This is a genomic window from Rhizobium sp. FY34 (genome assembly GCF_005222845.1).
Taxonomy (GTDB): domain Bacteria; phylum Pseudomonadota; class Alphaproteobacteria; order Rhizobiales; family Rhizobiaceae; genus Neorhizobium.
Genome location: NZ_STFZ01000011.1, coordinates 381,316 through 405,561, shown reverse-complemented (window position 1 = coordinate 405,561; position 24,246 = coordinate 381,316). Strand labels below are relative to the sequence as shown.

The 24,246-nt window shown below is 60.5% G+C and carries 21 protein-coding genes, 2 pseudogenes and 2 CRISPR repeat arrays; of the genes and pseudogenes, 11 read left to right on the top strand and 12 right to left on the bottom strand.

The window, feature by feature from the left end; all coding sequences use genetic code 11:
- Nucleotides 1-131: 131 nt before the first annotated feature.
- Entirely contained in the window at nt 132-1,184 is a 1,053-nt protein-coding gene (locus E8M77_RS08880; RefSeq protein WP_137130263.1) for an IS110 family transposase, read from the bottom strand.
- A 64-nt stretch (nt 1,185-1,248) separates the two neighbouring features.
- On the opposite strand from E8M77_RS08880, the pseudogene E8M77_RS08875 reads away from it, so the two are divergent.
- The 10 genes and pseudogenes from E8M77_RS08875 to cas2e all read left to right on the top strand — a co-directional run.
- Nucleotides 1,249-2,178, top strand: a pseudogene (locus E8M77_RS08875) (IS3 family transposase); the annotation flags it as partial.
- A 35-nt stretch (nt 2,179-2,213) separates the two neighbouring features.
- Nucleotides 2,214-2,462 (top strand): helix-turn-helix transcriptional regulator, encoded by a 249-nt coding sequence (locus E8M77_RS08870; RefSeq protein ID WP_137130262.1) that lies wholly within the window; start codon nt 2,214-2,216, stop codon nt 2,460-2,462.
- Between the two features lie 43 nt (nt 2,463-2,505).
- Nucleotides 2,506-5,250, top strand: coding sequence for a CRISPR-associated helicase Cas3' (gene cas3, locus E8M77_RS08865; protein ID WP_137130261.1), 2,745 nt, complete (start codon nt 2,506-2,508; stop codon nt 5,248-5,250).
- 136 nt (nt 5,251-5,386) lie between these two features.
- Nucleotides 5,387-5,781: a CRISPR direct-repeat array (repeat unit 29 nt; unit sequence GTGTTCCCCGCACACGCGGGGATGAACCG).
- Between the two features lie 199 nt (nt 5,782-5,980).
- A complete protein-coding gene (casA, locus tag E8M77_RS08860; RefSeq protein WP_170975797.1) occupies nt 5,981-7,678 on the top strand; it encodes a type I-E CRISPR-associated protein Cse1/CasA in 1,698 nt (565 codons plus the stop codon).
- Nucleotides 7,675-8,262, top strand: a complete 588-nt coding sequence (gene casB / locus E8M77_RS08855; RefSeq protein ID WP_137130259.1) for a type I-E CRISPR-associated protein Cse2/CasB — start codon at nt 7,675-7,677, stop codon at nt 8,260-8,262. Before casA ends, casB begins: the two co-directional genes overlap by 4 nt.
- Nucleotides 8,259-9,323 carry a type I-E CRISPR-associated protein Cas7/Cse4/CasC gene (gene cas7e / locus E8M77_RS08850; protein WP_137130258.1) on the top strand — a complete coding sequence of 355 codons (1,065 nt, stop codon included), beginning with the start codon at nt 8,259-8,261 and terminating at the stop codon, nt 9,321-9,323. Before casB ends, cas7e begins: the two co-directional genes overlap by 4 nt.
- Nucleotides 9,289-10,068, top strand: coding sequence for a type I-E CRISPR-associated protein Cas5/CasD (gene cas5e, locus E8M77_RS08845; RefSeq protein ID WP_170975796.1), 780 nt, complete (start codon nt 9,289-9,291; stop codon nt 10,066-10,068). The genes cas7e and cas5e overlap by 35 nt, the downstream gene beginning before the upstream one ends.
- Nucleotides 10,069-10,070: 2 nt before the next feature.
- Nucleotides 10,071-10,853 (top strand): type I-E CRISPR-associated protein Cas6/Cse3/CasE, encoded by a 783-nt coding sequence (gene cas6e / locus E8M77_RS08840; protein WP_170975795.1) that lies wholly within the window; start codon nt 10,071-10,073, stop codon nt 10,851-10,853.
- A 3-nt stretch (nt 10,854-10,856) separates the two neighbouring features.
- Nucleotides 10,857-11,819 carry a type I-E CRISPR-associated endonuclease Cas1e gene (gene cas1e / locus E8M77_RS08835; RefSeq protein ID WP_137130255.1) on the top strand — a complete coding sequence of 321 codons (963 nt, stop codon included), beginning with the start codon at nt 10,857-10,859 and terminating at the stop codon, nt 11,817-11,819.
- Nucleotides 11,819-12,097 carry a type I-E CRISPR-associated endoribonuclease Cas2e gene (cas2e, locus tag E8M77_RS08830; protein ID WP_281408185.1) on the top strand — a complete coding sequence of 93 codons (279 nt, stop codon included), beginning with the start codon at nt 11,819-11,821 and terminating at the stop codon, nt 12,095-12,097. The genes cas1e and cas2e overlap by 1 nt, the downstream gene beginning before the upstream one ends.
- Before the next feature lie 142 nt (nt 12,098-12,239).
- Nucleotides 12,240-13,549: direct repeats of the CRISPR family, unit length 29 nt; unit sequence GTGTTCCCCGCATGCGCGGGGATGAACCG.
- Between the two features lie 90 nt (nt 13,550-13,639).
- Here cas2e and E8M77_RS08825 read toward each other — a convergent pair.
- The 11 genes and pseudogenes from E8M77_RS08825 to E8M77_RS08790 form a co-directional block, all read right to left on the bottom strand.
- Nucleotides 13,640-14,860 carry an ATP-binding protein gene (locus E8M77_RS08825; RefSeq protein WP_137130253.1) on the bottom strand — a complete coding sequence of 407 codons (1,221 nt, stop codon included), beginning with the start codon at nt 14,858-14,860 and terminating at the stop codon, nt 13,640-13,642.
- Nucleotides 14,861-15,062: 202 nt separating this feature from the next.
- On the bottom strand, nt 15,063-16,913 hold the full coding sequence (locus tag E8M77_RS08820; protein ID WP_137130252.1) for a type IV secretory system conjugative DNA transfer family protein: 1,851 nt from the start codon (nt 16,911-16,913) through the stop codon (nt 15,063-15,065).
- 66 nt (nt 16,914-16,979) lie between these two features.
- Entirely contained in the window at nt 16,980-17,312 is a 333-nt protein-coding gene (locus tag E8M77_RS24165) for a hypothetical protein (protein WP_246659202.1), read from the bottom strand.
- 3 nt (nt 17,313-17,315) lie between these two features.
- Nucleotides 17,316-17,789 carry a hypothetical protein gene (locus tag E8M77_RS24160; protein WP_246659201.1) on the bottom strand — a complete coding sequence of 158 codons (474 nt, stop codon included), beginning with the start codon at nt 17,787-17,789 and terminating at the stop codon, nt 17,316-17,318.
- A gap of 49 nt (nt 17,790-17,838) precedes the next feature.
- Nucleotides 17,839-18,282 (bottom strand): annotated as a pseudogene (locus E8M77_RS24155) (relaxase/mobilization nuclease domain-containing protein); the annotation flags it as partial.
- A 278-nt stretch (nt 18,283-18,560) separates the two neighbouring features.
- Nucleotides 18,561-18,731, bottom strand: a complete 171-nt coding sequence (locus E8M77_RS23885) for a hypothetical protein (RefSeq protein ID WP_170975794.1) — start codon at nt 18,729-18,731, stop codon at nt 18,561-18,563.
- A gap of 659 nt (nt 18,732-19,390) precedes the next feature.
- A protein-coding gene (locus E8M77_RS08810; RefSeq protein ID WP_137130250.1) for an IS5 family transposase occupies nt 19,391-20,144 on the bottom strand; the annotation gives its coding sequence in 2 pieces (ribosomal slippage) (nt 19,391-19,814 and nt 19,813-20,144; 756 coding nt in all).
- A gap of 123 nt (nt 20,145-20,267) precedes the next feature.
- Nucleotides 20,268-20,714, bottom strand: a complete 447-nt coding sequence (locus tag E8M77_RS08805; RefSeq protein WP_246659179.1) for a helix-turn-helix domain-containing protein — start codon at nt 20,712-20,714, stop codon at nt 20,268-20,270.
- A 593-nt stretch (nt 20,715-21,307) separates the two neighbouring features.
- Nucleotides 21,308-21,967, bottom strand: a complete 660-nt coding sequence (locus E8M77_RS08800; RefSeq protein WP_137130249.1) for an acyl-homoserine-lactone synthase — start codon at nt 21,965-21,967, stop codon at nt 21,308-21,310.
- Nucleotides 21,968-22,053: 86 nt separating this feature from the next.
- A complete protein-coding gene (locus E8M77_RS08795; protein WP_137130248.1) occupies nt 22,054-22,785 on the bottom strand; it encodes a LuxR family transcriptional regulator in 732 nt (243 codons plus the stop codon).
- 98 nt (nt 22,786-22,883) lie between these two features.
- Nucleotides 22,884-23,342 (bottom strand): DNA adenine methylase, encoded by a 459-nt coding sequence (locus E8M77_RS08790; protein WP_137130247.1) that lies wholly within the window; start codon nt 23,340-23,342, stop codon nt 22,884-22,886.
- Between the two features lie 85 nt (nt 23,343-23,427).
- Between E8M77_RS08790 and E8M77_RS08785 the strand changes: the two genes are divergently transcribed.
- Entirely contained in the window at nt 23,428-24,246 is an 819-nt protein-coding gene (locus tag E8M77_RS08785) for a polysaccharide deacetylase family protein (RefSeq protein ID WP_137130246.1), read from the top strand.

Sequence of the window (24,246 nt, the reverse complement as noted above, 5' to 3'; positions counted from 1 at the left end):
ATGAGATCCGCACACGCCGTTCCCAATAAATGGTTCGGGCACGAAGCCCGCTTTTTTGCACAGGACTTACGGCATGTTGATCCACTGTTTCGTCATCACTATTCCCGAGCCTTGCAATCGAGCCAGTAGCGTCAGGCGAACGCAGGGTCCCTGCGTTCGTAGAGCGCTCCAGGCTTGGTCAGAATAACCCAGACAATCCGCGCGATTTTGGCGGCGAGTGCGATAACGGCCTTGTTGGGATGCATCCGGGCTTGGAGGCCATCGAGCCAACTGCCCAATCGATCTCTTGTTCGGTCAAGATGACGAAAGCAGGATCGGGCACCGTGGACCAGCAGTTTACGGACATACCGGTTGCCTCGCTTGCTGATCCCGAGGAGCTTCTGCTTCCCTCCGGTCGAGTATTCCCGCGGCACAAGGCCAAGCCACGCAGCCAGATCGCGGGCCTTTTGGAATTGCCGACCATTCCCAATGGCTGCCAGAAGTGCGGTGGCTCCCAATGCTCCTATGCCGGGTATTGTCATCAGCCGGCGCGCAACATCTTCCCGGGCGGCAATTGCCTCGATCTCCTTCGTGATGTCGCCAATGCGTTGCTCCAGTTGGCGTAGATCGGCAAACAGATCTGCGAGCAACTTACGCATCGCGGACGAAAGGTCGTTTGATTGGTCTTCGAGCACCTGTGGCAGGTCGACCTTGAACAGACCGGCGCCCTGGCGTAGGGCGATCCCGTATTCCAGGCAGAAGGCTCGCATTTGATTGATCAGACGCGTTCGCGTTCCGATCATCTGGTCCCGCACCCGGTGCAGAGCCTGAAGATCAGCCTGCTCCTCGCTCTTTAGCGCGGCAAACCGCATCGTTGGGCGCGTGGCTGCCTCAGCGATCGCTTCCGCATCGATGATGTCGGTCTTGTTCGATTTTACGTAGGGCTTCACAAATTGCGCAGGGATCAGCCGCACCTTATGTCCGAGCGCCTGTATCTTCCTGGCTATCCATTGGGAGCCAGCGCAGGATTCCATCCCTACAATCGCTGGCGCTGCGCGCTCGAAGAATTGCAGCAGCGTGTCGCGTCGAAAACGAACCTTCTGGACTGGCGCTCCGTCGTTTCCGAGACCGACGACGTGGAATATGTTCTTGCCGATATCAATTCCGTAGACCGCGGCGGGACGCGGCACATTGCGTTGTGGCATTGCAACCTCCTTCGGTTTGACAGCCTCATGGTGCAGCAGGAGGACGAGGCGGACCATCCCATTAATGGTAGGGCCCGTCGCCAAGCGTGAAGCCGTCACGCATCTGAAGGCCGTGATGGGTCTTTCGGAACGGCGGGCCTGCCAGATCATTTCCGCCGACCGCAAGACGATACGCTATCAGTCCTGCCGACCGCCGGAGGCCTAATTGCGAATGAAGCTGCGCGACCTCGCCAACCAGCGACGGCGTTTCTGATACCGGCGGCTGTTCATCGTGCTCCGGCGGGAGGGAGAGCCATCCGGCGTCAACCGCATCTACCGGCTCTATCGCGAGGAGGGTCTTTCCGTGCGCAAGCGCAAAGCCAGGCGTCGCGCTGTTGGCACGCGTCAGCCGATCCTCGTTGAAGCAAAGGCCAATGCCCGCTGGTCAATGGATTTCGTCCACGATCAATTTGCGTGCGGCAGGCGTTTCCGCATCCTCAATGTGGTCGACGACGTCACGCGCGAATGCCTGGCGGCGATCCCGGACACATCGATCTCTGGCCGTCGTGTTGCTCGCGAGTTGACGACACTCATCGAACGGCGGGGCAAACCAGGAATGATCGTCTCCGACAATGGGACCGAACTCACCTCGAATGCCATCCTTGCATGGTCGAAGGATCACAAGGTCGAGTGGCACTACATCGCGCCGGGAAGACCAATGCAAAACGGCTATGTCGAGAGTTTCAACGGCCGCATGCGTGACGAGCTCTTGAACGAAAACCTGTTCTTCGGCCTTGATCATGCCCGTAGCGCCATTGCGGAATGGGCCGACGATTACAACAATTTCCGGCCACACTCATCGCTCGAATACCAGACCCCGGCAGCCTATGCCGGGACCATCGCCGCAACCGGCTCCAACGCTACGCAATGTGGAAGCTTCGCGTTTCCGCCGGTTGCTCCCACCGCCCCATTTGGCATATCAAAAACCGCCGAGGCTCTAATCGCCGCCGGATGAAAGTTTAGTGGCAGGTCAAGCCATCGAAAGATGAAATTTTGGAGAACCGACGAACGCTAGCTGAGCGAGCGCGCTGCGGCCAGCTACGGTTGCCCGGAGGCGTTGCGGAACTCCGCAAGGGGATCGGTATGAGTCAAGACGAATTTGCAAAGGTGATCGGTCTGACACGCCGACAAATTGCAGAGATCGAGGCCGGCACAGCAAACCCGACGCTGGAAACAATGAAAAAAATTGGTCGGCTTTTCGGATTCGACGTTGGATTTGTGGCAAAAGAAGCGGGTTGAGGCTGGCGCATAAGCTGCCGAAGCTGCACGAGGGGTGGCTACGATGGCAATGCATTCCATGTTCTGGGCCAAGACGCATCTTGGCAAGCCGTCTCGGGAGATGGCGCCTGCGCGCTACAAACCTGTTGGCCATCATCTGTTGGATGTGGCGGCGGTGACGGACCGGTATCTGGCGGCCAATCCGGGGCGGTTGCAGCGCGAAAGCGTAATGACGGGGCTGGTGCCGCCGGAGCATGCTCGGCTTTGTATCGCACTTGCTGCTCTGCACGATCTTGGCAAGATTTCACCATGGTTTCAGGCGCAGGCACCAGAATTCTGGCCGGCCGGTGCGCTCGGGAAGATGCCGGCATCTGCCCGGCCGATCAGCCACTGGCAGGCCACCGCCGTTTTGCTGGGCGATGGTGCCATACGCCTCATGCTGGAGGCCAGACTGCCGGATCTTTTCGCCGGTGACCAGATGATTGCCGCGGTCGCTGGTCACCACGGTAGGCCGCCGGGAGGGGATTATCTGGGCGGAAACGCCGTCTTTCACCGTGCGGCCATAGGCGATCCCTGCATCACGATTGCGCGTCTGCTTTGCCAGGAGGTTCTGGATCTCTTGCTGCCGGCGGCGATTGCAACGCCGTCTGCGGCTCACATCGAGGCCTTCTCGTTCAGCCTCAACGGTCTGATCACGCTTGCCGACTGGGTCGGTTCCGACAGCGATGCATTTGCCTTCGAAGATCCGCAGATGCCGCTTGCGGACTACTGGCCTCTGGCGCTTGCGCGCGCCGAAGACACGCTGCGCGCAAAGGGGCTGGTGCCGGCGCGGCCCAAAACCTTTGCGGTTCTGTCCTGCCTTTCGCCGCAGGCGGGCAAGGCGCCTCGGCCGATGCAGGTGGCCGCCGCAGACCTGCCGATTGGCAAAGAGCCGCATCTGATCATGATCGAAGACGGAACCGGATCCGGCAAGACAGAGGCCGCGTTGCTTTTGGCCGCACGGATGATGGCTGAAGGGCAGGGCGAGGGGATATATGTGGCGCTGCCCACCATGGCAACGGCCAATGCCATGCATGGGCGGCTGGACGCGGCCATGGTGGGCTTGTTCGAAGACACAGAAGAGCGGCCGGCCTCGCTGGTTTTGGCCCATGGCAAGGCCGGGCTTGCCCTGGCACTCGATAATCTGGCTCATGATGGCGTAGCCGGTCCTGCGGGAGGCGACGGGCGGGAAGACACGGTATCGGAGCGGTTCAACGCCTGGATCGGCGATGGGCGCAAGAAGGCCTTCTTTGCGGATGCCGGTGCCGGCACGATCGACCAGGCCTTTCTTTCCATACTGCCGAAGAAGCACCTGACCCTTCGTCAATATGCTCTTGCCGGCCGTATTCTGATTGTTGACGAGGCCCATGCCTGCGATGCCTATATGGGCGAGGAACTGAAAACGCTGGTCGAGATGCAGGCACGGCTCGGCGGCTCCGTCATCATTCTGTCGGCGACGCTGGGCGAGAGGATGCGGCGCGACCTGATCCTTGCCTTTGCGTGCGGGCGGGGGCTGAAAGACCGCAATGCCGGGCCGCTGAAGCGCCGGGCGCTCTCGCAGGCCTATCCGCTGCTGACACGTTATGGCGGCGAGTGTGAACTGGAGGAAATTCCGGTGGAGGCGCTCAGCGCCCTGTCGCGTCGCGTCGACATCGCAAGGCTGGATGATCGCGCCGCAAGCGTTGCGCTGGCACTTGATGCGGCCGGCAAGGGCGCCTCGGTCGCCATCATTTGCAATGCGGTGGATTCGGCCATTGCCGTCCATGCCGCCCTTGCCCTCGCCGGCCATCCCCCCGACCGCTTGACGCTGTTTCATGCCCGCTTCGTGGTTGGCGATCGGATGGCAATCGAGGAAAGGGTGCTGCGGCTCTTTGGGCCAAAGAGCGAGCCGCCGGCCCGTGCCGGCCAGATCCTGGTGGCAACACAGGTTGTGGAGCAGAGCCTTGATCTGGATTTCGATGTGATGATGTCTGATCTGGCGCCAGTGGATCTCCTCATCCAGCGCGCCGGGCGCCTGTGGCGCCACGCCCGCAAGGAACGGCCCATAAAGGCGCCCGTCCTGCATATTCTCTCGCCGGACTTTTCCGCGGCCGCCGATGCTGGCTGGCTGAAGGAAACGCTGGGGCCGGCGGCCTATACCTATCGATTGCCCGGTGTTCTCTGGCGCACCGCACGCGATCTGCTGGGGCGCGGCTGCCTTAAAACCCCTGCAGACCTGAGGGGGCTGGTCGAGGCGGCCTATCGGACGGATGATGACGACCTGCCGGACGGTTTTGCCAGGGCCCACGGCGAATCCGCCGGCGTGGAGTTTGCCGCAAGGCACCTGGCAAGGCACAACACGATTGATCCGCGAGACGGCTATGCGGGGCTGCGTGATGTGTCGGCCGACGAAGAGATCGGCACGCGGCTTGGCGAAAAAACCGTGACGCTGCGGCTGGGAAAATATGATGGCTCGACGCTCGTGCCGCTCGTATGCCGGCAAGGCGCGTCCGACGCGCTGAACTGGGCGCTCAGCGAGATGTCCGTGCGCACCCGCTGGCTTGCCGGCAAGGGCGCATCCGATCATTCTGCACTGCCCGTTGCCGCCAATGCCGGGGTGGTGGATGCCGTGCGCGCCAGCTGGCCGGAATGGGAGCAAACCATGCCCCTTTACGCGGTTGGTACGGATGGCAACCTGTTGACGCTTGGAGAGCATGGATTGGTCTATCGCGAGGGATCGGGCTTGCTGCGCCCGGAGGCTCTTGAAGCGCCCGGCAGTCGCCTTGCCTGAGGCCCGGCAGGGCGGCGAAATTTCACCCGGTCTCTTGGTGACGTGGGCGAAAAGGAAGACGTGTTTTTTGCCCCCAAAAACCGGTAGACAAATCCATGAGGAAATTGTCCATTCAATTCAGGCGCTTCCAGGAAGAGTGTTCCCCGCACACGCGGGGATGAACCGGCGTCAGATACAGCCAAACCCCTGCACCTTAAGTGTTCCCCGCACACGCGGGGATGAACCGTCTGCTGACAAGGCTACCAAGGCCCTCGGAACGTGTTCCCCGCACACGCGGGGATGAACCGCTTCTCCCACTCGTCACGCAATGAGAGCTGCCGTGTTCCCCGCACACGCGGGGATGAACCGGAAGATGCTGCTTTTTATATGGAATTGTGGAAGTGTTCCCCGCACACGCGGGGATGAACCGAGGACTTCGCAGCCCCATGGCGCATCTTCGGCGTGTTCCCCGCACACGCGGGGATGAACCGAAGCTGCAGGCCTTGTGGATCGCCGGATATAAGTGTTCCCCGCATGCGCGGGGATATCACCCAAAGAAAGTCGCCTATAGGCCTCTGAAACAGACCGCCATCGGTCATCGCTGTTCTGACTGCCACAGATACACGTATTTCCAGTGATGAAAACCAGTCATCTTCTTGACATCCTACAATCTGTGCGGATAGCGTGTCGTAAATTCAATAAAAAATTGAAGTACTCAGATAATACTGAACTTTCCGGGGGGAATGCTCTGATGTCCGTTGGCGCCTGCGCGTTCAACCTTCTTTCTGATAAGTTTTTCCCTGTGGTGACTAGGCTCGGCGCGCGCCGCTGGGTGGCGTTCGAGGGTTTGCGACAAGAAGACGGGGACTACCCGGTTGCCTTCGACTGGCCGCGGGGTGATCTGAATATCGCCGCTTTCGAATTTGCCATCGGCGTGCTGACGCTCGCCTATCAGCCCGAGGACCATGGCGACTGGACGGCGATCTGGCGGGCAACGAGCGATATCGATCTGTCGGAGCGGCTGACCGCACTGTCCTTCGCCTTCAATCTTGCCGGGGATGCGCAAGGGCGCGGGCCGCGCTTCCTGCAGGATCTCGATCCCGTCGAGGGCGATGTGAACGAGATCGAGGCGCTGTTCATCGATACGCCCGGCATCAATGGCCAGAAGAAAAATGCCGATCTGTTGACCCATCGTGGCCGGTTTCCGGCGCTCGGGGTGCAGGCGGCGGCCATTGCGCTTTACGCGCTTCAGCAATTTGCCCCGTCCGGCGGTGCCGGCAACCGCACGTCGCTGCGCGGGGGCGGGCCGATGACCACGCTTCTCTGGCCGGACAGGGCGGATACATCCTCGTCCGCACCGCTGTGGCGCGTGCTTTTGGCAAACCTGCCGCAGGTGGCGTCCGGCGCCGGCTATCTGGGCGATGAAGACTTGCCGCGGGCGCTGCCCTGGCTTGCTTCGACGCTGACCTCGCAGGGCAAGCCGCCACTGGAAATCAGCCAGACCGATCCGCGTGCGCATTCCCTGCAGGCTTTTTTTGGAATGCCGCGCCGGGTTCGTCTGGTGACCGGCGGGGAGGGCGCCTGTTCCCTGACCGGGGAGGTCGGGCCTTTGGTGACCGGCTTCGTCCAAAAACCATGGGGTGTGAATTATGGCGCCTGGCGCCATCCGCTGACGCCTTATCGGCAGGCCAAGGAAACCGAGCTTCCCTACACGGTGAAGCCGAAATCCAGCCGTTTCGGTTATCGGGACTGGGTGGGGGCGGCAATCGGGCGGGCGGAAAAGGTTCATGCTGCGTTTCCCGCCGAGCCGGTCTCGGCGCTTGGCGCGCGGGCTGAAACACTGCGGCGTGACGGTTATGCCGCCTGCCGGCTGATGGCGGCGGGCTGGGCCATGAACAACATGGAGGCCGGCACTTTTCTGCAATCCGTGCAGCCGCTGCATCTGGCCGAGGACGAGACCAAAGCGCATGAACTTGCGCGGCTGGCGATTGCGCTCGCCGATGCCGGCGATGCGGCGGCAAGCCTTCTGCGCTCCAATCTGAAGCTTGCGCTGTTTGGCGATGGGGCCAAGACGTCCACCGACAGCGGTGTGTTCGAGGAGGCGACGGACGCCTTTTTCGAGCGCACGGATGATGCGTTTCACGCCACTCTCGAGGCCATTGTCTTGCAAGATCAGGCCAGTGATCAGGCTGATGATCAGAAAAGCCGCAAGCGCTGGCTGGCGCTGATCCGGCGCACGGCGCTTGATCTGTTTGATCTCCATGCCACGGCGCTTCTGGCGGATGCTGCCGATATCAAGGTGGCCTTGCGCGTCACCGATGCTTATCGGCGCCTGCGCGCCGCACTTGGCGATTTCGGCAAGGTTTCAGCAGCGCTTGGCATCGAGCAGCCGGTTGCGCCGCAAAAGCTTCAAAAATCCCGCAAGGCCACCGAGGAGCAAAGCGCATGACGACGCCATCCGATCGGGATATCGAAGTGCAGGCGATCATGACATGGTGGCGTGCGCTCTATCCCGACGAGACGTCGGGACGGCGGGGCGATGCCGGCGCGCGCGCGGCGCTGCGCCGTGCCGACAGCCCGTTTCAGGTGCTGTTGCTGCCCGCCTTCCATAAATTTCTGGCCTTGCTGCGCGAGAAGGGTGCTTCGCCTGCGCAGATGAGTGATGCGCATCTGAAGCGTCTTGCCGTGGCAGCGGCCGTGATCTGTGAAAGCCGCGGTGACAGCAAGGGCGGCAAATCCTTTGCTGGTGCGCTGGGTGCTGCGGCAGATGGCGAAAGGGCTGCACTCTCGCCCCTGCGCTTTCAGGCGCTGATGGCCGCCATGGACCGAGCGGACGGCGCAGAACAGATGACGGCGCTGCGTCGAGCCTTGGCGCATGTGAAGGACACCCCCTTTAATGTGCGCGGCTTCGTGCGCGATCTGCTGACGTTTTCCAACGACACCCGCATTCGCTGGACCTTCGATTATTACGGCACCACCCGCGAGCAATCGCCGGCCGCCCCCCTTTCAGAGCCCGAGGAGACCCCGGCATGAGCCGCTTTCTGCAATTGCACATCCTCACCGAATATCCGGTCTCCAACCCCAACCGTGATGACCTTGGACGGCCGAAATCGGCGCTGATCGGTGGCGTGCCGCGCCAGCGCATCTCCAGCCAGGCTTTGAAGCGGGCGATCCGCATCCATCCCGCCTTCGAGGCGGCGCTGACTGGCCATACGGGCAAGCGCACGCAGCGCATGGGCGAGGAGATCATTGCCCACCTGGAAGGATTGGGGGCCGACAGCGTGCGTGCAGTTGCCATTGCCAAGGAGATTGTGCCGGTCTTCGGCGCAATCGAGGACAAGAAGGATGTGGACAGGGCGCGCACCAAGCAGCTTGCCTTCGTATCTCCCGATGAGCGGGCGGCGGCGCTTGCGCTTGCGGAAAAGGCGTTTGCCGGCGGCGATCTCGGCAAGGATAAGAAGGACCTCGCAAAGCAGGTGATGCGCGCTGCCGACGGGGCCGTTGATATTGCCATGTTCGGCCGCATGCTGGCCGACAATGCCGATCTGAACCGCGATGCCGCCGTCCAGGTGGCCCATGCGATCACCGTCAACCGCGTGACGATCGAGGACGATTTCTACACCGCCGTTGACGACCTGAAGAAACCTTCGGAAGATGCCGGTGCCGGCTTCGTCGGCGAGGCGGGCTTCGGATCGGGCGTCTATTATCTCTATGTCTGCGTGGATCGGCCGCTTCTCGTGCGCAATCTGGCAGGCGACACGGCACTTGCCGCGCGCGGCCTTGATGCGCTGGTGCATGCCGTCTCGATGGCAGTGCCCGGCGGCAAGATCAATTCCTATGCCAATCACACGCGCGCGAAATTCATTTTGGCGGAAAAGGGCGATGGCCAGCCGCTCAACCTGTTCGGCGCCTTTACGCGGCCGGTGGCGGGACCGGATTTCGTGTCGGACGCGATCCTTGCGCTGCAAAAAGAGCGTCAGGATTTTGCAACGGCCTACGGAAAAACCTGGTCCGAAGATCTGACGCTTCAGGTCGGGCGCAACGATGCCGCAACGCTGGATGAGGTCGCAGCCTTTGCCGCTGCGGGGCTATAGCGCCATGCAGGACTGGCTGGTCATCTGCCTTCGGGCACCGCTTGGCAGTTTTGGCGAAAATGCCGGCAATGCCGAGCGCGACAGCGCCGACCTGCCCACCCGCTCGGCGCTGATCGGGCTGGCGGCCGCAGCACTCGGTATTGAGCGTGAGGATGTGCAAGGGCAGGCGCTTTTGGCGCGGGGACTGGTGACGGCCGCCGGCCTTTATGAGCGAGGCAATCCGCTTGCCGATTTTCACACCTTTCAGACCCTGCATCAGGCGGGCAAGGGGGCGGCAACCCGCGCTGAGGCGCTGGCAAAGACAGCGCATCTGGAAACCTCGATTTCGCGGCGCCATTACCGTGCCGATGGTCTCTGGCAGGGCGCCTATCGCCTGTCGGGGCGGGCAGAGGACGGCTTGGCGCTGGAAACGCTTCGCAAGGCCTTCGAAACCCCGCGTTTCGTGCTTTATCTCGGGCGAAAATCCTGCCCGCTGTCGCATCCGCTGGTGCCGCGCATCGTGCCGGCGCAAACCGTGGTCACGGCCTTCCGGACGCAGTTTGAAGCCGTCTCCCGGACGATCGCCCGGGAGGGGACGCGGCTGCAGGTCGTCAGTGTCGAAGAGGCCGGCGATGGACCGGCCAGCAACCGGCTACGCCGCCACACGCGCCATGACGATCCGCGTGACCGCTCGACGCGCTGGACGTTTGCCGATCGCCCCGAATGGCGCTTTTCGATCGCGCCCGAAAACCCTGGGAAGGCGTGATCATGACAGATGCCGAGTTGTGGTTTACCCGCGTCACCTTGAAGCGGGACGCACCGGATCTGGCGCCGCTGATGGGGCGCCTGTTTCCGGCGGATGGCGACGACGGCGAAAAGCTGAACGCCGCGCATCAGCTGCTGTGGACTTTGATGCCGCAGACCCTGCAGCAGGCCGGCAAACCCGGCAGGCAAGATGGCGGCGACAAGGCTGCATTCCTGTGGCGCGAGGCGGAACGGCCGAACAGCTGGTATCTGCTTGGCCCGATGCCGCGTCTCGATTCGCCGTTTTTCGAGGTCGACGAACCCAAAGCCTACGCACTTGCCGTGCAGGCGGGCGCGCGCCTGTCCTTCGACCTTGTGGTCAATGCCACCGTCAACCGGCTGGTTGATCCGGCCAAGGGCCGCGCCGGGCGCAAGCGTTGCGACGTGGTGATGGATGCGCTGAAGGCCGAGGAACGGTCGGGGGCAACGCCCGGCGACCGCGCGGCACGTCGCCAGGTCACCGCCGCCCGGGCCCTGTCTGCATGGCTTCTTGAGCAAGGCGCCCGCAATGGTTTCAGCCTTGATGGCTTCGACCTCGTGTCCTATCGCACGGTTGAACTCGACCGGCCGCGGACCGATCGTCGCCGGGCGGCATCCGCCAGCAAGGCGCCGCTGATGGGCATCGGTCATTGCCGGGGCCTGCTCACCGTCACGGATCCGGTGGCCTTGGTGGCCAAGGTGGCAACCGGGTTCGGCCGGGCCAAAGCCTTCGGCTGCGGGTTGATGCTGCTGCGTCGGGTGGGGTGAGCCATGGTGGAGCGCCGGCCGGACAAATCCACCCTGCCGGGCGTGGCTCCACCCCGGCCGATCCCGCTCAAGGATCGCGCCTCGATTGTTTTTGTCGAAAAGGGACAGCTCGACGTCATTGACGGTGCGTTTGTGCTGATCGATGCCAATGGGGTGCGCACCGTGATCCCGGTCGGGGGTCTTGCGGCCATCATGCTGGAGCCGGGAACGCGGGCCAGCCATTCGGCCGTTTCGCTTGCTGCCCGAGCCGGAACCCTGCTGGTCTGGACTGGCGAGGCAGGCGTGCGCCTTTATGCCACCGGCCAGCCGGGCGGCGCACGGTCCGACCGGCTGCTCTGGCAATGCCGGCTTGCGCTCGATCCGGAGGCGCGGCTGAAGATCGTGCGGTTCATGTTCCAGATGCGCTTCGGCGAGGCGGCGCCGGAGCGGCGGTCGGTCGATCAACTGCGCGGCATCGAAGGTGTGCGGGTCCGCACCATCTATCAGGGGCTTGCGCGCCAGTTCGATGTGGACTGGAAACGCCGCGACTATGATCCGGGAAATTTCGACATTTCTGATGTGCCCAACCGCTGCCTTTCGGCGGCGACCTCCTGCCTTTACGGGATCACCGAGGCGGCCGTGCTGGCGGCCGGCTATGCGCCGGCCGTCGGCTTCCTGCATGCGGGAAAGCCGCTTTCCTTCGTGTACGATATCGCCGATATATTCAAATTCGAGACTGTCGTGCCGGAAGCCTTCCGCATCGCCGGTCTGCACGCCCGCGGAAAACTCGACAAGCCCGTGGATATGGCAGTGCGTCACGCCTGCCGTGATGCTTTTCGTCGGTCCAACATCCTTTCACGCCTGATCCCGGCCATCGATGATGTGCTGCAGGCCGGCGAGCTTGCGCGCCCCGACACGCCGGAGGATGCTGTCGGCCCAGCCTTTGCCGATCCACCACCATCGGGCGATGAGGGGCTGCGCGGATGATGGCGGTGATCACCAACAACGCCCCGCCACGTCTGCGTGGGCGGCTTGCCGTCTGGCTTCTGGAGGTGCGTGCCGGCGTTTACATCGGCGTCTATTCAGCAAAGACCCGCGCTATGATCCGCGACCAGATCGAAACCCTCATCGAGGACGGCGATGCCGTGATTGCCTGGAGCGCGCCAACGGATGCCGGCTTCGACTTTGAAACATTTGGTCGCAATCGCCGCGAGCCGGTTGATTTCGATGGCCTGAAGCTCGTCGCCTTCAAGCCTCTGCCTTGATCCCTTCCTCCGATCAAAAGTCCTTCATTGCGTTTGGGCTGCATGCGGCATAGGATCGTTTATTGCCTGTTTTTTGCTCTCAAAATTCGGTAGGAATTTGCATTCGGCACTTGTCGAATAAATTCAATGCCTTCCAGGAAGAGTGTTCCCCGCATGCGCGGGGATGAACCGATGTCATTGCGAAACCTGACTATTGAGTTTTCGTGTTCCCCGCATGCGCGGGGATGAACCCCTTGATTGACGACCTCGACGCCAAGACAACGGGTGTTCCCCGCATGCGCGGGGATGAACCGCTATCACAAAGATCAACGCGGCTATCGTCCTCGTGTTCCCCGCATGCGCGGGGATGAACCGCCTATGCTTCGCGGTGACGCTGGTTGGCAGCAGTGTTCCCCGCATGCGCGGGGATGAACCGGCGTAGATGGGCGCACCACAATTTCTGGTGCCGTGTTCCCCGCATGCGCGGGGATGAACCGGCGCATGCCGAAACGCTGACGGTTCCGTCTGCGTGTTCCCCGCATGCGCGGGGATGAACCGTTGCATTCACACTTTCCGATGCGTCTCGCTTGGTGTTCCCCGCATGCGCGGGGATGAACCGCGGTCATCACAAATGCTGGGGTATGGATTTTAGTGTTCCCCGCATGCGCGGGGATGAACCGATACGGTAAGCCAGTCCGTGGGGCGCATCTGGGTGTTCCCCGCATGCGCGGGGATGAACCGTGCTTTCCGTTGAGCAGGCGAGCATTGACCGGGTGTTCCCCGCATGCGCGGGGATGAACCGGCTTTTCAATCGTTCAAGCCGGCTGAAAAGGAGTGTTCCCCGCATGCGCGGGGATGAACCGCCGACATTCCATAGACGGGCAACCTTCCAACAGTGTTCCCCGCATGCGCGGGGATGAACCGCAGATTGCCTGTCCCAGGATGCTTAAGGTGCAGTGTTCCCCGCATGCGCGGGGATGAACCCCGTTGCGAAAATTGGTGCCCATCCGCTATCGCGTGTTCCCCGCATGCGCGGGGATGAACCGCTATCGAAAATATGTCAAATGCCTTAGCCGCTGTGTTCCCCGCATGCGCGGGGATGAACCGCCTTTTCGCCGCTATAGGTACTGTATGGGGTGGTGTTCCCCGCATGCGCGGGGATGAACCGCTGGGTATGAGGCGCTGACCTGGGTGCAGGTAGTGTTCCCCGCATGCGCGGGGATGAACCGTCTTTCTGATCTGCATGAGAAAGGCGTAAAGGGTGTTCCCCGCATGCGCGGGGATGAACCGAACGCTTCGTGCGGCCCAGGAAATCGGTTTCTGTGTTCCCCGCATGCGCGGGGATGAACCGAGGGCCGTCAAGAAGGCAGCGCTGATCGACAAGTGTTCCCCGCATGCGCGGGGATGAACCGGCTTTTTGCGTGATGCCTATCGCTACAACCCAGTGTTCCCCGCATGCGCGGGGATGAACCGGGCGACCTGTTCGCGCAATGCGACCGCGTTAAGTATTTTACGCGTGCGCGGGATTAAATCTTAAGCGTCGCTTGTATGGTTATGGTGATATCAATCCCACAAACACGACAAAGGCGCTGCTGCCAACCTATCGCCGAAGGGAACTGTATCAGTACTATCATAAAGCACCACGCCAAAGGCGAAACGTTTGCCGGCAGCCTCAGCCAAGGCCTTTAAACCGGAAAAATCTCCTGCCTTGACCGTGGCGCTTGCTTTGACTTCGATGCCGACAAGCATTCCGTCGTCGCGTTCCAGAACGATATCCACCTCGTGACCATCTCTATCCCGGAAATGATGCGCCATCACTCTGATGTCAGATGCCGTCATGAGCTTCTGGACTTCGGAAAAAACGAAACTTTCTAAGAGCGCGCCGAAGGTCCCGCGGTCGGCCTTCACCCGATCAAATGTGAGCCCGCGTACGGTTGCCAGCAAGCCTGAATCGACAAAGTGCAGTTTTGGTGTCTTTACCATTCGCTTCAACGCGTTGGTAAACCAAGGTTGTACCGTTGTTATCAAAAAGACCTGTTCTAGCAGCCCCACGTAGCGCTGGCCTGTTTTATGACTTACATTGATGCCAGCGCCGAACTGTGAATAATTGACCAACTGGCCGGAATGCTCGGCCAGCAACCGAACGAATTTCGGTAGTTCAGTCAGTTTTTCTACGTCTGCGATATCACGTAAATCCCTGGTCAGAATAGACGTGAGATAAGATCGAGCCCAATCCTGACGGCGGCGCTCGCTGTCTCTGCTAAGGGCTTCCGGAAAGCCGCCAAGCAAGACGACCTTAATCAGGTCATCGCCGATAATCGCGTTTTGCTGACTTCCCAATTTGCCGTCAAACAACCGTTCAAGGAAGCTGGGGTGCTGTCCGGCAATCTCCGCTCTTGCCAGAGGAAGCATTTGAATGGTTTCCATTCGACCCGCCAAGCTGTCCGCAACTTTTGGAAGGGTCAGTACATTCGCCGATCCGGTGAGCAGGAAGCGGCCCGGCCTATAATCTTCATCAATGGATTTCTTGATCGCTAGCAGTAAGTCCGGTGCGCGTTGCACCTCGTCGATAATTGCTTGGTCAAGGCCTCTGATGAAGCCGACCGGGTCCGTTCTGGCCGCGTCCAGAACCGTTTGATCATCCAGCGTTATATACGTGCGCTCGGGATTCCTCATCTTTTTGACGAGGGTCGTTTTGCCTGCCCGGCGGGGTCCGATAATCAAAACAACGGGCGTATCGGAGAGAGCTTCCTCTGCCCGGCGTTCAACAAATCGTCCAAACATGCCATTCCTCGAATCTTCGCTGATTGGTACTATTGGCCTCGGCTAGTTGGAAGTCAACTATCCGCTAATTGGGAGTTGTTGGTTTGAGCCATGAGCCGGGGAGCGGTCTATCATGTCTCATCTCAATCAGTATTAGTCTTTTCGACAGGAGAGTGTGGCTGTTCAATTCTTAAGGTCTAAAGTCTTGGTCGGGATTGCGCGGCTAAACCATCGGATTCCGATCCAGCTTCCCTCTATATGCCGGATGCCGGTGCGAAACGATCGCGTCAACGAGCGCCGGAGGTTTCGAGCCCGTCAGCACGAGGATCTTGCCCGTCTTCATCTCCAGAATCTGATCGGCCGTCATGAGCTTCTGGCGCTGCTCGGCGGTTGAGGTCTTGCGGCTTTCGCCGAACTTCGCGGACGATTGCTTGGTGCGGGTGAGCACCGTCTGATCGCCGAGCGCGTTCGCTGCCCAATTGGCGGTTTCGAATTCGGCGCGGCCGAGGCCGAAAATGCGGGTGGTGACGCAGGAGCCGAGAATGCTGGCGGTGTTGCCCTTGCCATAGACGCTTTCGATCTGGCCTTTGTCCTGGGTGATGAACAGCGCCTCGATGCCGCAGCCGGCGGCGACGTTGGCGATGTTGATCAGCTTTTCCATGCGACCGAGACGGACAAACTCGTCCAGGACCAGCAACACATTCCTTTTCGGCTTCCTGGCGCCCTCCAGCCGCACGGCCATGCCGAGAATGATGTTTGTCAGCAGCCGGAGAAAGACGGCCTGGGCGTCCACCTTGTCGAGCGGTACGACCATGAAGAGGTCGGCGCGGCCCTCGAACAGGTTTTCGAGCGAGCATGTGGACTTGCCGAGAAAGGCTCGGAGTTCATCCGAGCGTGCCCAATCGAAGGCCTTCTTGATCGTCGTTTTGATCGCGCCGCGCTCGTTTTCCCCGGCTGCGAGAAAAGTCGCAGCGGCCGCCGCCGGGCGGGTGCCGAAGGTCTCCGGCGCTCCGGCCCATTCCGTCAGGGTCTTTTCAAAGCCTGCGGAAAACAACAGGTCCATGACGGTGATGAGGTTGCGATCGGCCTCGGCGCGCCTGGTCATGACGACCTCGATAACGGCGGCGATCATGGATTTCGCCATTTCGGCAAAGTGTGAGCCGTTTCCGCCTTCCGGTCGAACAAGCCCCTCGGCAATGACCTCGATGTCGCGGACCAGGTGCGCTTGCCGAATATAGTCGAGCGGATTGAACTGGTCTTTCGACGGCTCGATGACACCGAAGGGATTGAGAACCACGACCTGGCGGCCGAGCGATCGCCGATAGCGGCGCGTCACGGCGAAGTTTTCACCCTTGATGTCGAGGACGGCGACCGGCCCGTCATGGTCGATGATGGCCGGAATGACGACGGACACGCCTTTCCCGGCGCGCGTGCCTGCGATGGCGACATGATGGCCGGCGCGCCATCCGGTTTTCGGGTTGGGGCGGTAGCGCAGCATTGCCCGGCCGGAAAGACCGAGCGGCAAGCCGCTGTCGTTGTGCCGGAGCTGGCGCAACTCCTGGCGATTCATCCATCGGGCGCGCCATGGGCCTTGTTTCGAAATACGGCTTGACGAAGCGGGGGCGGCAATCGAGATCGCTCGCAGAATGAGGAACAGCGGCACAGGCAGGCCGATGGCGATGCTGGTTTGCACGCCAAGCTTTTGCGCCTCGGTGAAGCGATCCCATGTCGAAACCATGCCTCGGATGCTCTCGATTCCGGAATAGCCGGCATTTCGCCAAGCCTTGAAGCTGTCGAGCAGGACGCCGGCCGCAATGGTCGGATCGGTAAGCGCGAGAGCAGACGCGGCAAGGAGGGCAGCCCCCACGCTCAAGCCCGACGCGCTGCGGATGCGGCCCTGGGTGTCTCCCGCCAAGGTCAGCAGGGCAAACCCGAAAAACATGACCAGGATGGCGGCGCGCGCGTTTTGGTAAATGGGTGGCCAGAACAACGGCGCGGTTTCCATCAGCAGGAAACCGGCCGCCACGACGGCAATGGAAAGGGCATAACGATAGGGCTGAATGATCAAATTCATGAATCGAAACTCCAGAAGGAAATGGGGATCAGTTGCGACCGCGACCGGGCGCGGTCGGTCGGCCTGTCACGTCGGCGGCGCGACCGCCTCCAGCATCGCTTCGGCTTGCTCCAGCAGGGCGAACGCTTCCGCCAGCTCGGTCGAGGTCTTGTCGCTGGAATGATTGCCGGAGGCGAGCCAGGCGTTCATGAAGGTAGCCTGTGACGCGATGAGCGATTTCAGCGATCCTTCCAAAGCCGCTTGCCGATTTTCGATCATGTCGGTCGAGCGTTTCTCCAGCGCCTCGAACTGCGCGGTTCCGCTCTGCAAGGTGTTCATCAACGTCTCGACGTAACCCAGCAATTCGCGCTCCAGCGGCGACAGGCTCTCGGGCATCGGTGGTCTGGTGGTCTCGGTCATCGGTCAATCTCCCTGTACGATCTTCAGGCATGGCGTTTTGGCGGAGCCGACCTGACAGTTGATCAGTTGAAGGCGGTTGACGTCCCAGGTGAGCACCTTGCCGTTGCTGGTCTGGTTGATCTGCAAGCCCATCTGCCAGAGGCTGGCGCTCTGGGCGCGGTCGATCATCAGCCCCGCCCAAAACCAGCTCGCGGTGAAGCTCAAGAGGACGATCAGCAAGGCCACCGCGCCCATGGTCAGGAAGAATGGCTGCACCATCGACTGAAGCCGGTTCACGTCCGCCTCGGTCATCGCCAGCGCCTCGTTCAAGTGCTGGCGGTTCGCGTCCGTGAAGCTGCGGATATCGGTCCCGATTGTAGCTTGCGCGCGCCTCAAGGCTTCGCTCCAGTCGGTCTCGAAGCTCGTCGGGACCGATGGCGTCGAGCCGGCTTCCGGAGCGGCTGGGCTCGCCAGCCGATCTTTCAAGCGCTCGCTCAAGGGTATTCTCTCGGGTCCAGTCTTCACGGAACATGTCTCCTTTCAAACGCCAGCGCTCGTCCGTCTCCGGATCGCGCACGGTGATGTAATTTTTGCCGGCGCGCGGCAGATCGAAACCTGCCGCCGTCAAAGCCTCGGTCATGCTCGGGCGGTCATGGATTTGGCCGGTCTCGATGCGCTGGACGATCCAGTCATGGATCAGCTCGCGGGCATCGCCGCGCCTGACGCTTTCGATGAGGCTGACGGTCTCGCGGGCACGCTCCGGCGCCATCGGATCGTCCCAACCGTGTTCCTTGTTCAGAACATCGCGCAAGGCGTCGTAGTGCTTCTGGTAGCCAGGCGGCGCGATGTTGAGGCTGCGCCCGCTCGCAAGCTCCATGCGTGGCGTCACGAAATGCAGCTCGACGCGGCCCTCATGGGTATGGCGGACCCAAAGCATATCGCGCTGGTCGGCTTCGAGACCGGCAAAGGCAAGGCTCTCGAAGGCGTCCATCACCTGCCGTTGCTGGACAGGGTTCGGCGCGTCTTCCGCCGTGAAGGCGATGACGCCGGCGCGATAGGTCCACTGGTGCGGGCAGGCGTCGATCAGCGCGCGCATGCGGTCTGCATCGCCGCGCAGCACTTCCGGCAACGGCTCGCGGGCAAACAGCATGACCTCGCCGCGCTCATCGCGGATCGCGTTGCGGTTCTGGTCGTAAGCGACGACGTCGCGCTCGATCAGATAGTCAACCGGTCCCGATCCGCCGCCCTGGCCGTTGCGGAAGAACTTGATCAGCACGGCGCGCCATCCTTGGCCGTGAACTGCTCAAGCGTTTCCGATAGCGCCCGCTCGATGGCGACCAGACGGGCGGCAACCGTGATTGCGTCGATAGCGGACACTTGGCCCTGAACCTGGGCCGTGTTCAGCCATCCGCCGCCTTCGAGCGCCACCTCCATGCGCATGACCGCGACCCCGACCCAAACTGAACGAAAGCGGCACGACAAGTCTGTCCGCCGCGCTGAAGAACGTCGTTGCCAGGTACGGACGACGCGGGTTCGCGGCGTGATCCGCCCACATTCGAGCGTTGCACGACCGCAGACACCGCTCGGGGCGAAAAAAGCTTGTCTAGTGGATCAAATCAGGCGATCTTGATGGCAAGCGGCAGGCCACTTGGGGGATGTCGGTTTGGGGTGAAGTTCATGAATGCTCAATTGAGAAGATGTATCGCGACAGCAATTGGCGTCAGCTTCGCAGGAGCACTCGTATTGCTCCTCGGAAACATTTTGGGCGTTGCGATTGCCGGTGGGTTCGGATTGTTGGTCGGAGGTCCTGTGGGTGCGGGTGCTGCGATCGCAAGTGCTATTATTGCGATACTCATTGCAGCGGGTTTATTTTTTTTGCTCGGCTCTGCATTTCTGATTGCCTCCTGCATAATAACTGTAGGGCGACGTCGTCAGGCACGGACTCTATCGGCCGCCGCAGTTCCGACGGATGATACCTGTATTCTGTGTAATGAGGTTTGGATTTGGACAGGCTATTCCGCATTCACGAGCGCTATCGCTTTTTTAACCGCATACATTAGTTGCCACAGCGCATAGTGGTTCCATCCTAGGGCTTGTCGTCAGTTGAGCCAAAAGACGATGCTGACGAGTTGGATTGCGGCGAGGAAGGTGCTTGCGAGTTTGTCGTATCGGGTGGCGATTGCTCTGAAGCCTTTGAGCTTGCAAAACAATCGCTCGACGAGGTTTCGCTCCCGGTAGAGTGCGAAGTCTGCTTTGCGTTGGACGCGCCGGTTGGCTTTGGACGGGATGACAGGCGTGATGCTCCGGTGTTGGAGGGCTTGGATCAGTGCATCAGCATCATAGGCCTTGTCGGCCAGAAATGCTTCCGGCTCGACCTTTTCCAGCAAAGGCTCGGCCTCACCGAGGTCTGATTGCTGTCCTGGCGTAAGCGACATGGCGACAGGATTGCCCAAAGCATCGACAATCATGTGAATTTTGGTCGTCAGGCCTCCCCGGGATCTGCCGATGGCCTGATCGGTACCGTTTTTTTCGCGCCCCGGCGCTATGTTGATGCGCACGCACGATGGTGGAATCGATCATCATGTATTCATTGTCGCGATCTTCGGACAAGACCTTGAAAATCCTTTCGAAAACGCCGCTTTCACACCACCGGCGCAGTCGCTTGTGGGTGGCTTTCCAATCGCCGAACCGTTCGGGAAGATCGCGCCAGGGAATGCCCGCGCGGTAGCGATACAGCACAGCCTCGACAAAAAGCCTGTTATCGGCAGCCGTGCCGCCAACGTGGCCCTCCCGGCCTGGCAGAAAATCCTTGATCCTCTCCCATTGATCGTCTCGCAATCCATATCGACGCATCGGTCAGCTCCAAATCAGGCCGACCTTCGAAGAATCATAAGATGACGACGTTGGGTAGACTCGTTTGACGTTCAACGAAATCAACCAATACACGCATAACGTAAATCCAAAACGAATGCTCGTCTAACTGACGACACGCTCTAAGTTTGGTGGACATATTTGTCCCCCTTCGCCGGACAGATCTGACCGCCTTGCCGGACGATTTTGACCGCCTTTGTCAGGGTAAAGGGTGACAACTTTGTCCGTCTTTTCACGCGCCTCCGATGCGCGTAAAATCGATGCCGCTGAGGGACGATATTCCGTGTTGTGCCCGACGCCATTTCCGCGCTGGACCTCGAACCATCCTTTGACCTCAAGTTCACGGACGGTGCGTTGAATGGTCTTGACGCTCTTGCCGGTCGCGTCGGCAATCGTTTGATAGGACGGCCACGCCTTTTCGGTGTGGCCGTTCAAATGCGTGGTGATGATATAGAGCGCCACGGATCGCGCGTTGTCGCTCAAATCCTTGTCGCAGCTCAATTGCTGAAGCCATTGCAGCTTCACGTCCCGAAATGGCCGCGCCCCGCTCATGCGCGCCTCCCTGGGCGCAACGCGACCGGGAAAGAAGGGGCGGAAACGGCCGGAAAAAGTGGGACGGCGGCTTTACTAAGCCATTGATTTTTATAAAATGGGGTCTTCGTCCCACACGGGGTTAAGCTGCTGATTCTCTTGGAATTCAGCAGGCCCTCCGGGCCCACCAGCATCCTGCTGTTCGCCACTGTAGCCGAACGCCAAGTTCCGGAATTCTGACACCAAGATCCGGAATTTTGAATTTCCGGTCCTGCCCTCAAAAGTGACCAAGCATCTTGGCACGAGTCCGATGTTGCCATGTGCCAAAATCGTGGTAGCTGATCTCCGGCGCCCCATATCTCAGGTGTCGGCCAGCTAGCTCTTGGGAGTGTCCAGCCCGATCGATTCGCTGACCTTTCCTTCTTCGATTTCAGCGTCGGTCCGCCCCAGATTACTTATCTGTTCAGCTACCTCCTTCGCGAAACTCACCTGCATCGCGAGACCGAGATGCAAGAGTAGTTGTGCGTCTCTGCATTCAAGCGCCGTTAGATAGGCCTGCTCGATTAGTTTTCGGATGTGTCTCATTGGTAGCCGTGTCATTGCCGCGCTCCCGCTCACGCAGCCACCCTGATCGCCAAGCGTCGGCCAGCAACCGGAAATTCAGTATAGAGCGGTTCGGTGATCTGCGTCGCATGCCGCATCTTCAGCAAGACAGGGCCGGAAACTTCAAACAGTCCGCAGCATACCGGGAGGCGGCCGTAACCATCGGCACAACCTAGTTCATCCACGTCCACCCCGGCTCTCCGATAGACACGGCGCATAGGTGGCTCGTAGTTGGAGAGCATCATGCTGATGCCATGATAGAGCGCGCATTCGCACAGCGCGACCAGAAGACGGTAAAATGCATCGAGAGGCGTGAGCCCTGGAAAATCGATCGCGATCGCCTCCTCGTCGATACACATGCGCGTCCCTTCCCAGATGCCTGGCGCCACAAGATCGATGTCTGAAGGGAAGGTGTCGCGAAAAACGTCATAAAGTAGTGTGGGACCTGTCGTGGGCATCAGCCGCATGGACCCATACAATCGCTTCTTTTCGTCGTCGCACCACACCAGGTATAACGGTCCGAAGTCGTCGTATCGGTCTCTTTCGCAACCGTCGATGACGGGTACTGACCATCCGAGGCGGTCCGCGAACACCTCCTTGCGCAATCGAAACATGCGGTCCATCAGTTCTGGATATCGGGCATATTGATGAGCTTGCAGCGTTATGAACATGAATTCCCCCTGTAAGATACGGATGCATCTTGCAGAGTTGTCGTCAAAGTTGACATTCCCACCCCTGTGCCGCCCCATTTGAGGGGTCAGACGGGATTGATCAGCCGAAGCTTTATGGCCTTGGCGATGGCTTGAGGGATGTTTGCACAAGCGAGTTTGAAGCGTGCAGACTTCAAGTAACCCCTGGCAGTGTGGTCTGATATTCCAAGGATGACGGAAATGTCTTTGTACTCTTTGCCTAACGCTGCCCAATGAAGGCATTCTCGCTCGCGCCGACCCAGGGGTGGTGCCGGATCATCCGCGCCGTACAGTTCGATTAGCGCCTGCGAGTGCAAAAGATGGGCAATCTCAAGCCAGTGAGCCCGGTGTACCATAACTTTGGGCAACCAGTGCTCTTGCTTGAGGTCAGCGTTCAGCGAGACAAGGGCTCGACGACCTAATCGGTCAACAATGGGGATCGAATAGCCTGAAGCCCCAAGGCCATGGCTCGCCGCATCTTCGAACATTCGCTGCGCCGCCGGACTTGCTCCGAGTTCGTTCCAGAAAAATGGCAGGCTTCTATTCACGCCTTCGATTAAGACTGGGTCGATATTGAAATAGCCTTGCAGTAAATACCTGCTGACCCAAGTTGCAGGATATGTCGTTCTTACAAATGGGGCATCTATCTTCGACGCAATGGTTTGCGCCATGTGATAAGTCACATGCGACAGATCGTAGGCATCTCTGAAGACCGTTATTGAAGCTCCGACATCTGGCGCATGCTGGATAGCCATAAATGCCCTTTCAAATAAAGCCTTTGCCCAGGTCTGTTCTTCCATCACCGTCCCCTACAACCAACTGCAATCCTAAGACGGGGTTTTGTCTTTGCAAGCTTCCCCTCATGAAGGAGAGCTGTTTCGCTCCTGATCTCGATCATTCATCGAATAGTCGGGCTGCCCGTTGGAATAGGTCGCGACAAGAAACGATTCTGATGCGATGCGGAGGAAGCAATCTCGCGTCGAGGGTCAAGACAGTTGCCACTCATTTTGCTCGGCTGAAAATGATGACCTCCTTTACGTCTTTGGCTCCGCCACTGGCCATGGATCGAATAGCTGCAATCAACCTCTTCTATCTCAAACTTTGAGAACGTCTCAAAGACCTCTCGAACGGCATTCAACGACAGTATGAATGCTCCTTGAATACGGCTCAGCACCGCCGCCAGTTCCGCGAAATCGTCCCGGCTGAAGACGGCCTTGCCGTAATCGTCCTCGCAGCCCGAGGAGGGCGGATCGAGATAGAACAGCGTCCCCGGCCGATCGTATCGCTCGATGAAGGCGCGCCAGTCCAGGTTCTCGATAACAACGCCCGCCAACCTCTTGCGCCTTAGTTCCGCCATGGCGCAGCGGCTGGATGTGCGCTAGAGGAACGCGGCTTCCATACTCGCGTCTCCCCTGCCATTCCTGCCTTACTCCCGTGTGCCCATGTCCGTTTTCCGTCTCACCCTGATCCTTCTGTCTCTTGCTACGGTGGCCCAGGCCGAAGGCGTGACAAGGGGCACAGCTGCTCCTTTGCCGGTATCGGTGACCGTGCCGGTTCTGCCGTCCTCCGTCGCGTCCCCGCCGCGGCCGGCGCTGGTGGAGCCGCAGTTGAAGATCCGCGGTTCGGGCGATCCGCATCGGCCACGCATCGCGCTGACCTTTGATGCCTGCATGGGGCAGGCGGACCAGCGAATCCTGTCGGTTCTGGTGGCAGAGCGCATTCCGGCCACGATTTTCGTCACGGCCCGCTGGCTGCGTCGCAATCAGGAAACGCTTGCCGTTTTCATGGCCCATCCGGACCTGTTCGAGGTGGAAAACCACGGGGAAAACCATGTGCCGGCCATTGATGCGCCGGTGCTTGTCTATGGCATTGCCGCAGCCGGCTCGCCGCAGGCGGTGGCGAGCGAAGTGGCAGGCGGAGCCGAAGCAATGCGGGCGGCGGGCCTTCAGGCGCCGCAGTGGTTTCGCGGCTCGACCGCCAAATATGATCTCTCCGCCATTCGCCAGATCCGCGCCATGGGCTACCGGGTTGCCGGCTATTCGGTGAATGGCGATGGCGGCTCACTGCTCGGCGCGGTGGCCACAGAGCGACAGATTTCAGCGGCCAAGGATGGTGATGTGGTTCTGTCGCACATCAACCAGCCAACCCATGCGGCGGGCGAGGGCGTGGCGCGCGCACTTCTGGCGCTGAAGCAGCGCGGCGTGGAATTCGTCCGGCTGTCAGACGTCGAGGATATCGGCGATCACGAGACAACCCGTTGA

Excerpts from the sequence above, each read along its gene's own strand:
- E8M77_RS08880 (WP_137130263.1), bottom strand. The coding sequence starts at position 1,184 with ATGCCACAACGCAATGTGCCGCGTCCCGCCGCGGTCTACGGAATTGAT.
- cas3 (WP_137130261.1), top strand. The coding sequence starts at position 2,506 with ATGGCAATGCATTCCATGTTCTGGGCCAAGACGCATCTTGGCAAGCCG.
- casA (WP_170975797.1), top strand. The coding sequence starts at position 5,981 with ATGTCCGTTGGCGCCTGCGCGTTCAACCTTCTTTCTGATAAGTTTTTC.
- casB (WP_137130259.1), top strand. The coding sequence starts at position 7,675 with ATGACGACGCCATCCGATCGGGATATCGAAGTGCAGGCGATCATGACA.
- cas7e (WP_137130258.1), top strand. The coding sequence starts at position 8,259 with ATGAGCCGCTTTCTGCAATTGCACATCCTCACCGAATATCCGGTCTCC.
- cas5e (WP_170975796.1), top strand. The coding sequence starts at position 9,289 with ATGAGGTCGCAGCCTTTGCCGCTGCGGGGCTATAGCGCCATGCAGGAC.
- cas6e (WP_170975795.1), top strand. The coding sequence starts at position 10,071 with ATGACAGATGCCGAGTTGTGGTTTACCCGCGTCACCTTGAAGCGGGAC.
- cas1e (WP_137130255.1), top strand. The coding sequence starts at position 10,857 with ATGGTGGAGCGCCGGCCGGACAAATCCACCCTGCCGGGCGTGGCTCCA.
- cas2e (WP_281408185.1), top strand. The coding sequence starts at position 11,819 with ATGGCGGTGATCACCAACAACGCCCCGCCACGTCTGCGTGGGCGGCTT.
- E8M77_RS08825 (WP_137130253.1), bottom strand. The coding sequence starts at position 14,860 with ATGTTTGGACGATTTGTTGAACGCCGGGCAGAGGAAGCTCTCTCCGAT.
- E8M77_RS08820 (WP_137130252.1), bottom strand. The coding sequence starts at position 16,913 with ATGAATTTGATCATTCAGCCCTATCGTTATGCCCTTTCCATTGCCGTC.
- E8M77_RS24165 (WP_246659202.1), bottom strand. The coding sequence starts at position 17,312 with ATGACCGAGACCACCAGACCACCGATGCCCGAGAGCCTGTCGCCGCTG.
- E8M77_RS23885 (WP_170975794.1), bottom strand. The coding sequence starts at position 18,731 with ATGCGCATGGAGGTGGCGCTCGAAGGCGGCGGATGGCTGAACACGGCC.
- E8M77_RS08805 (WP_246659179.1), bottom strand. The coding sequence starts at position 20,714 with ATGAGCGGGGCGCGGCCATTTCGGGACGTGAAGCTGCAATGGCTTCAG.
- E8M77_RS08800 (WP_137130249.1), bottom strand. The coding sequence starts at position 21,967 with ATGTTCATAACGCTGCAAGCTCATCAATATGCCCGATATCCAGAACTG.
- E8M77_RS08795 (WP_137130248.1), bottom strand. The coding sequence starts at position 22,785 with ATGGAAGAACAGACCTGGGCAAAGGCTTTATTTGAAAGGGCATTTATG.
- E8M77_RS08790 (WP_137130247.1), bottom strand. The coding sequence starts at position 23,342 with ATGGCGGAACTAAGGCGCAAGAGGTTGGCGGGCGTTGTTATCGAGAAC.
- E8M77_RS08785 (WP_137130246.1), top strand. The coding sequence starts at position 23,428 with ATGTCCGTTTTCCGTCTCACCCTGATCCTTCTGTCTCTTGCTACGGTG.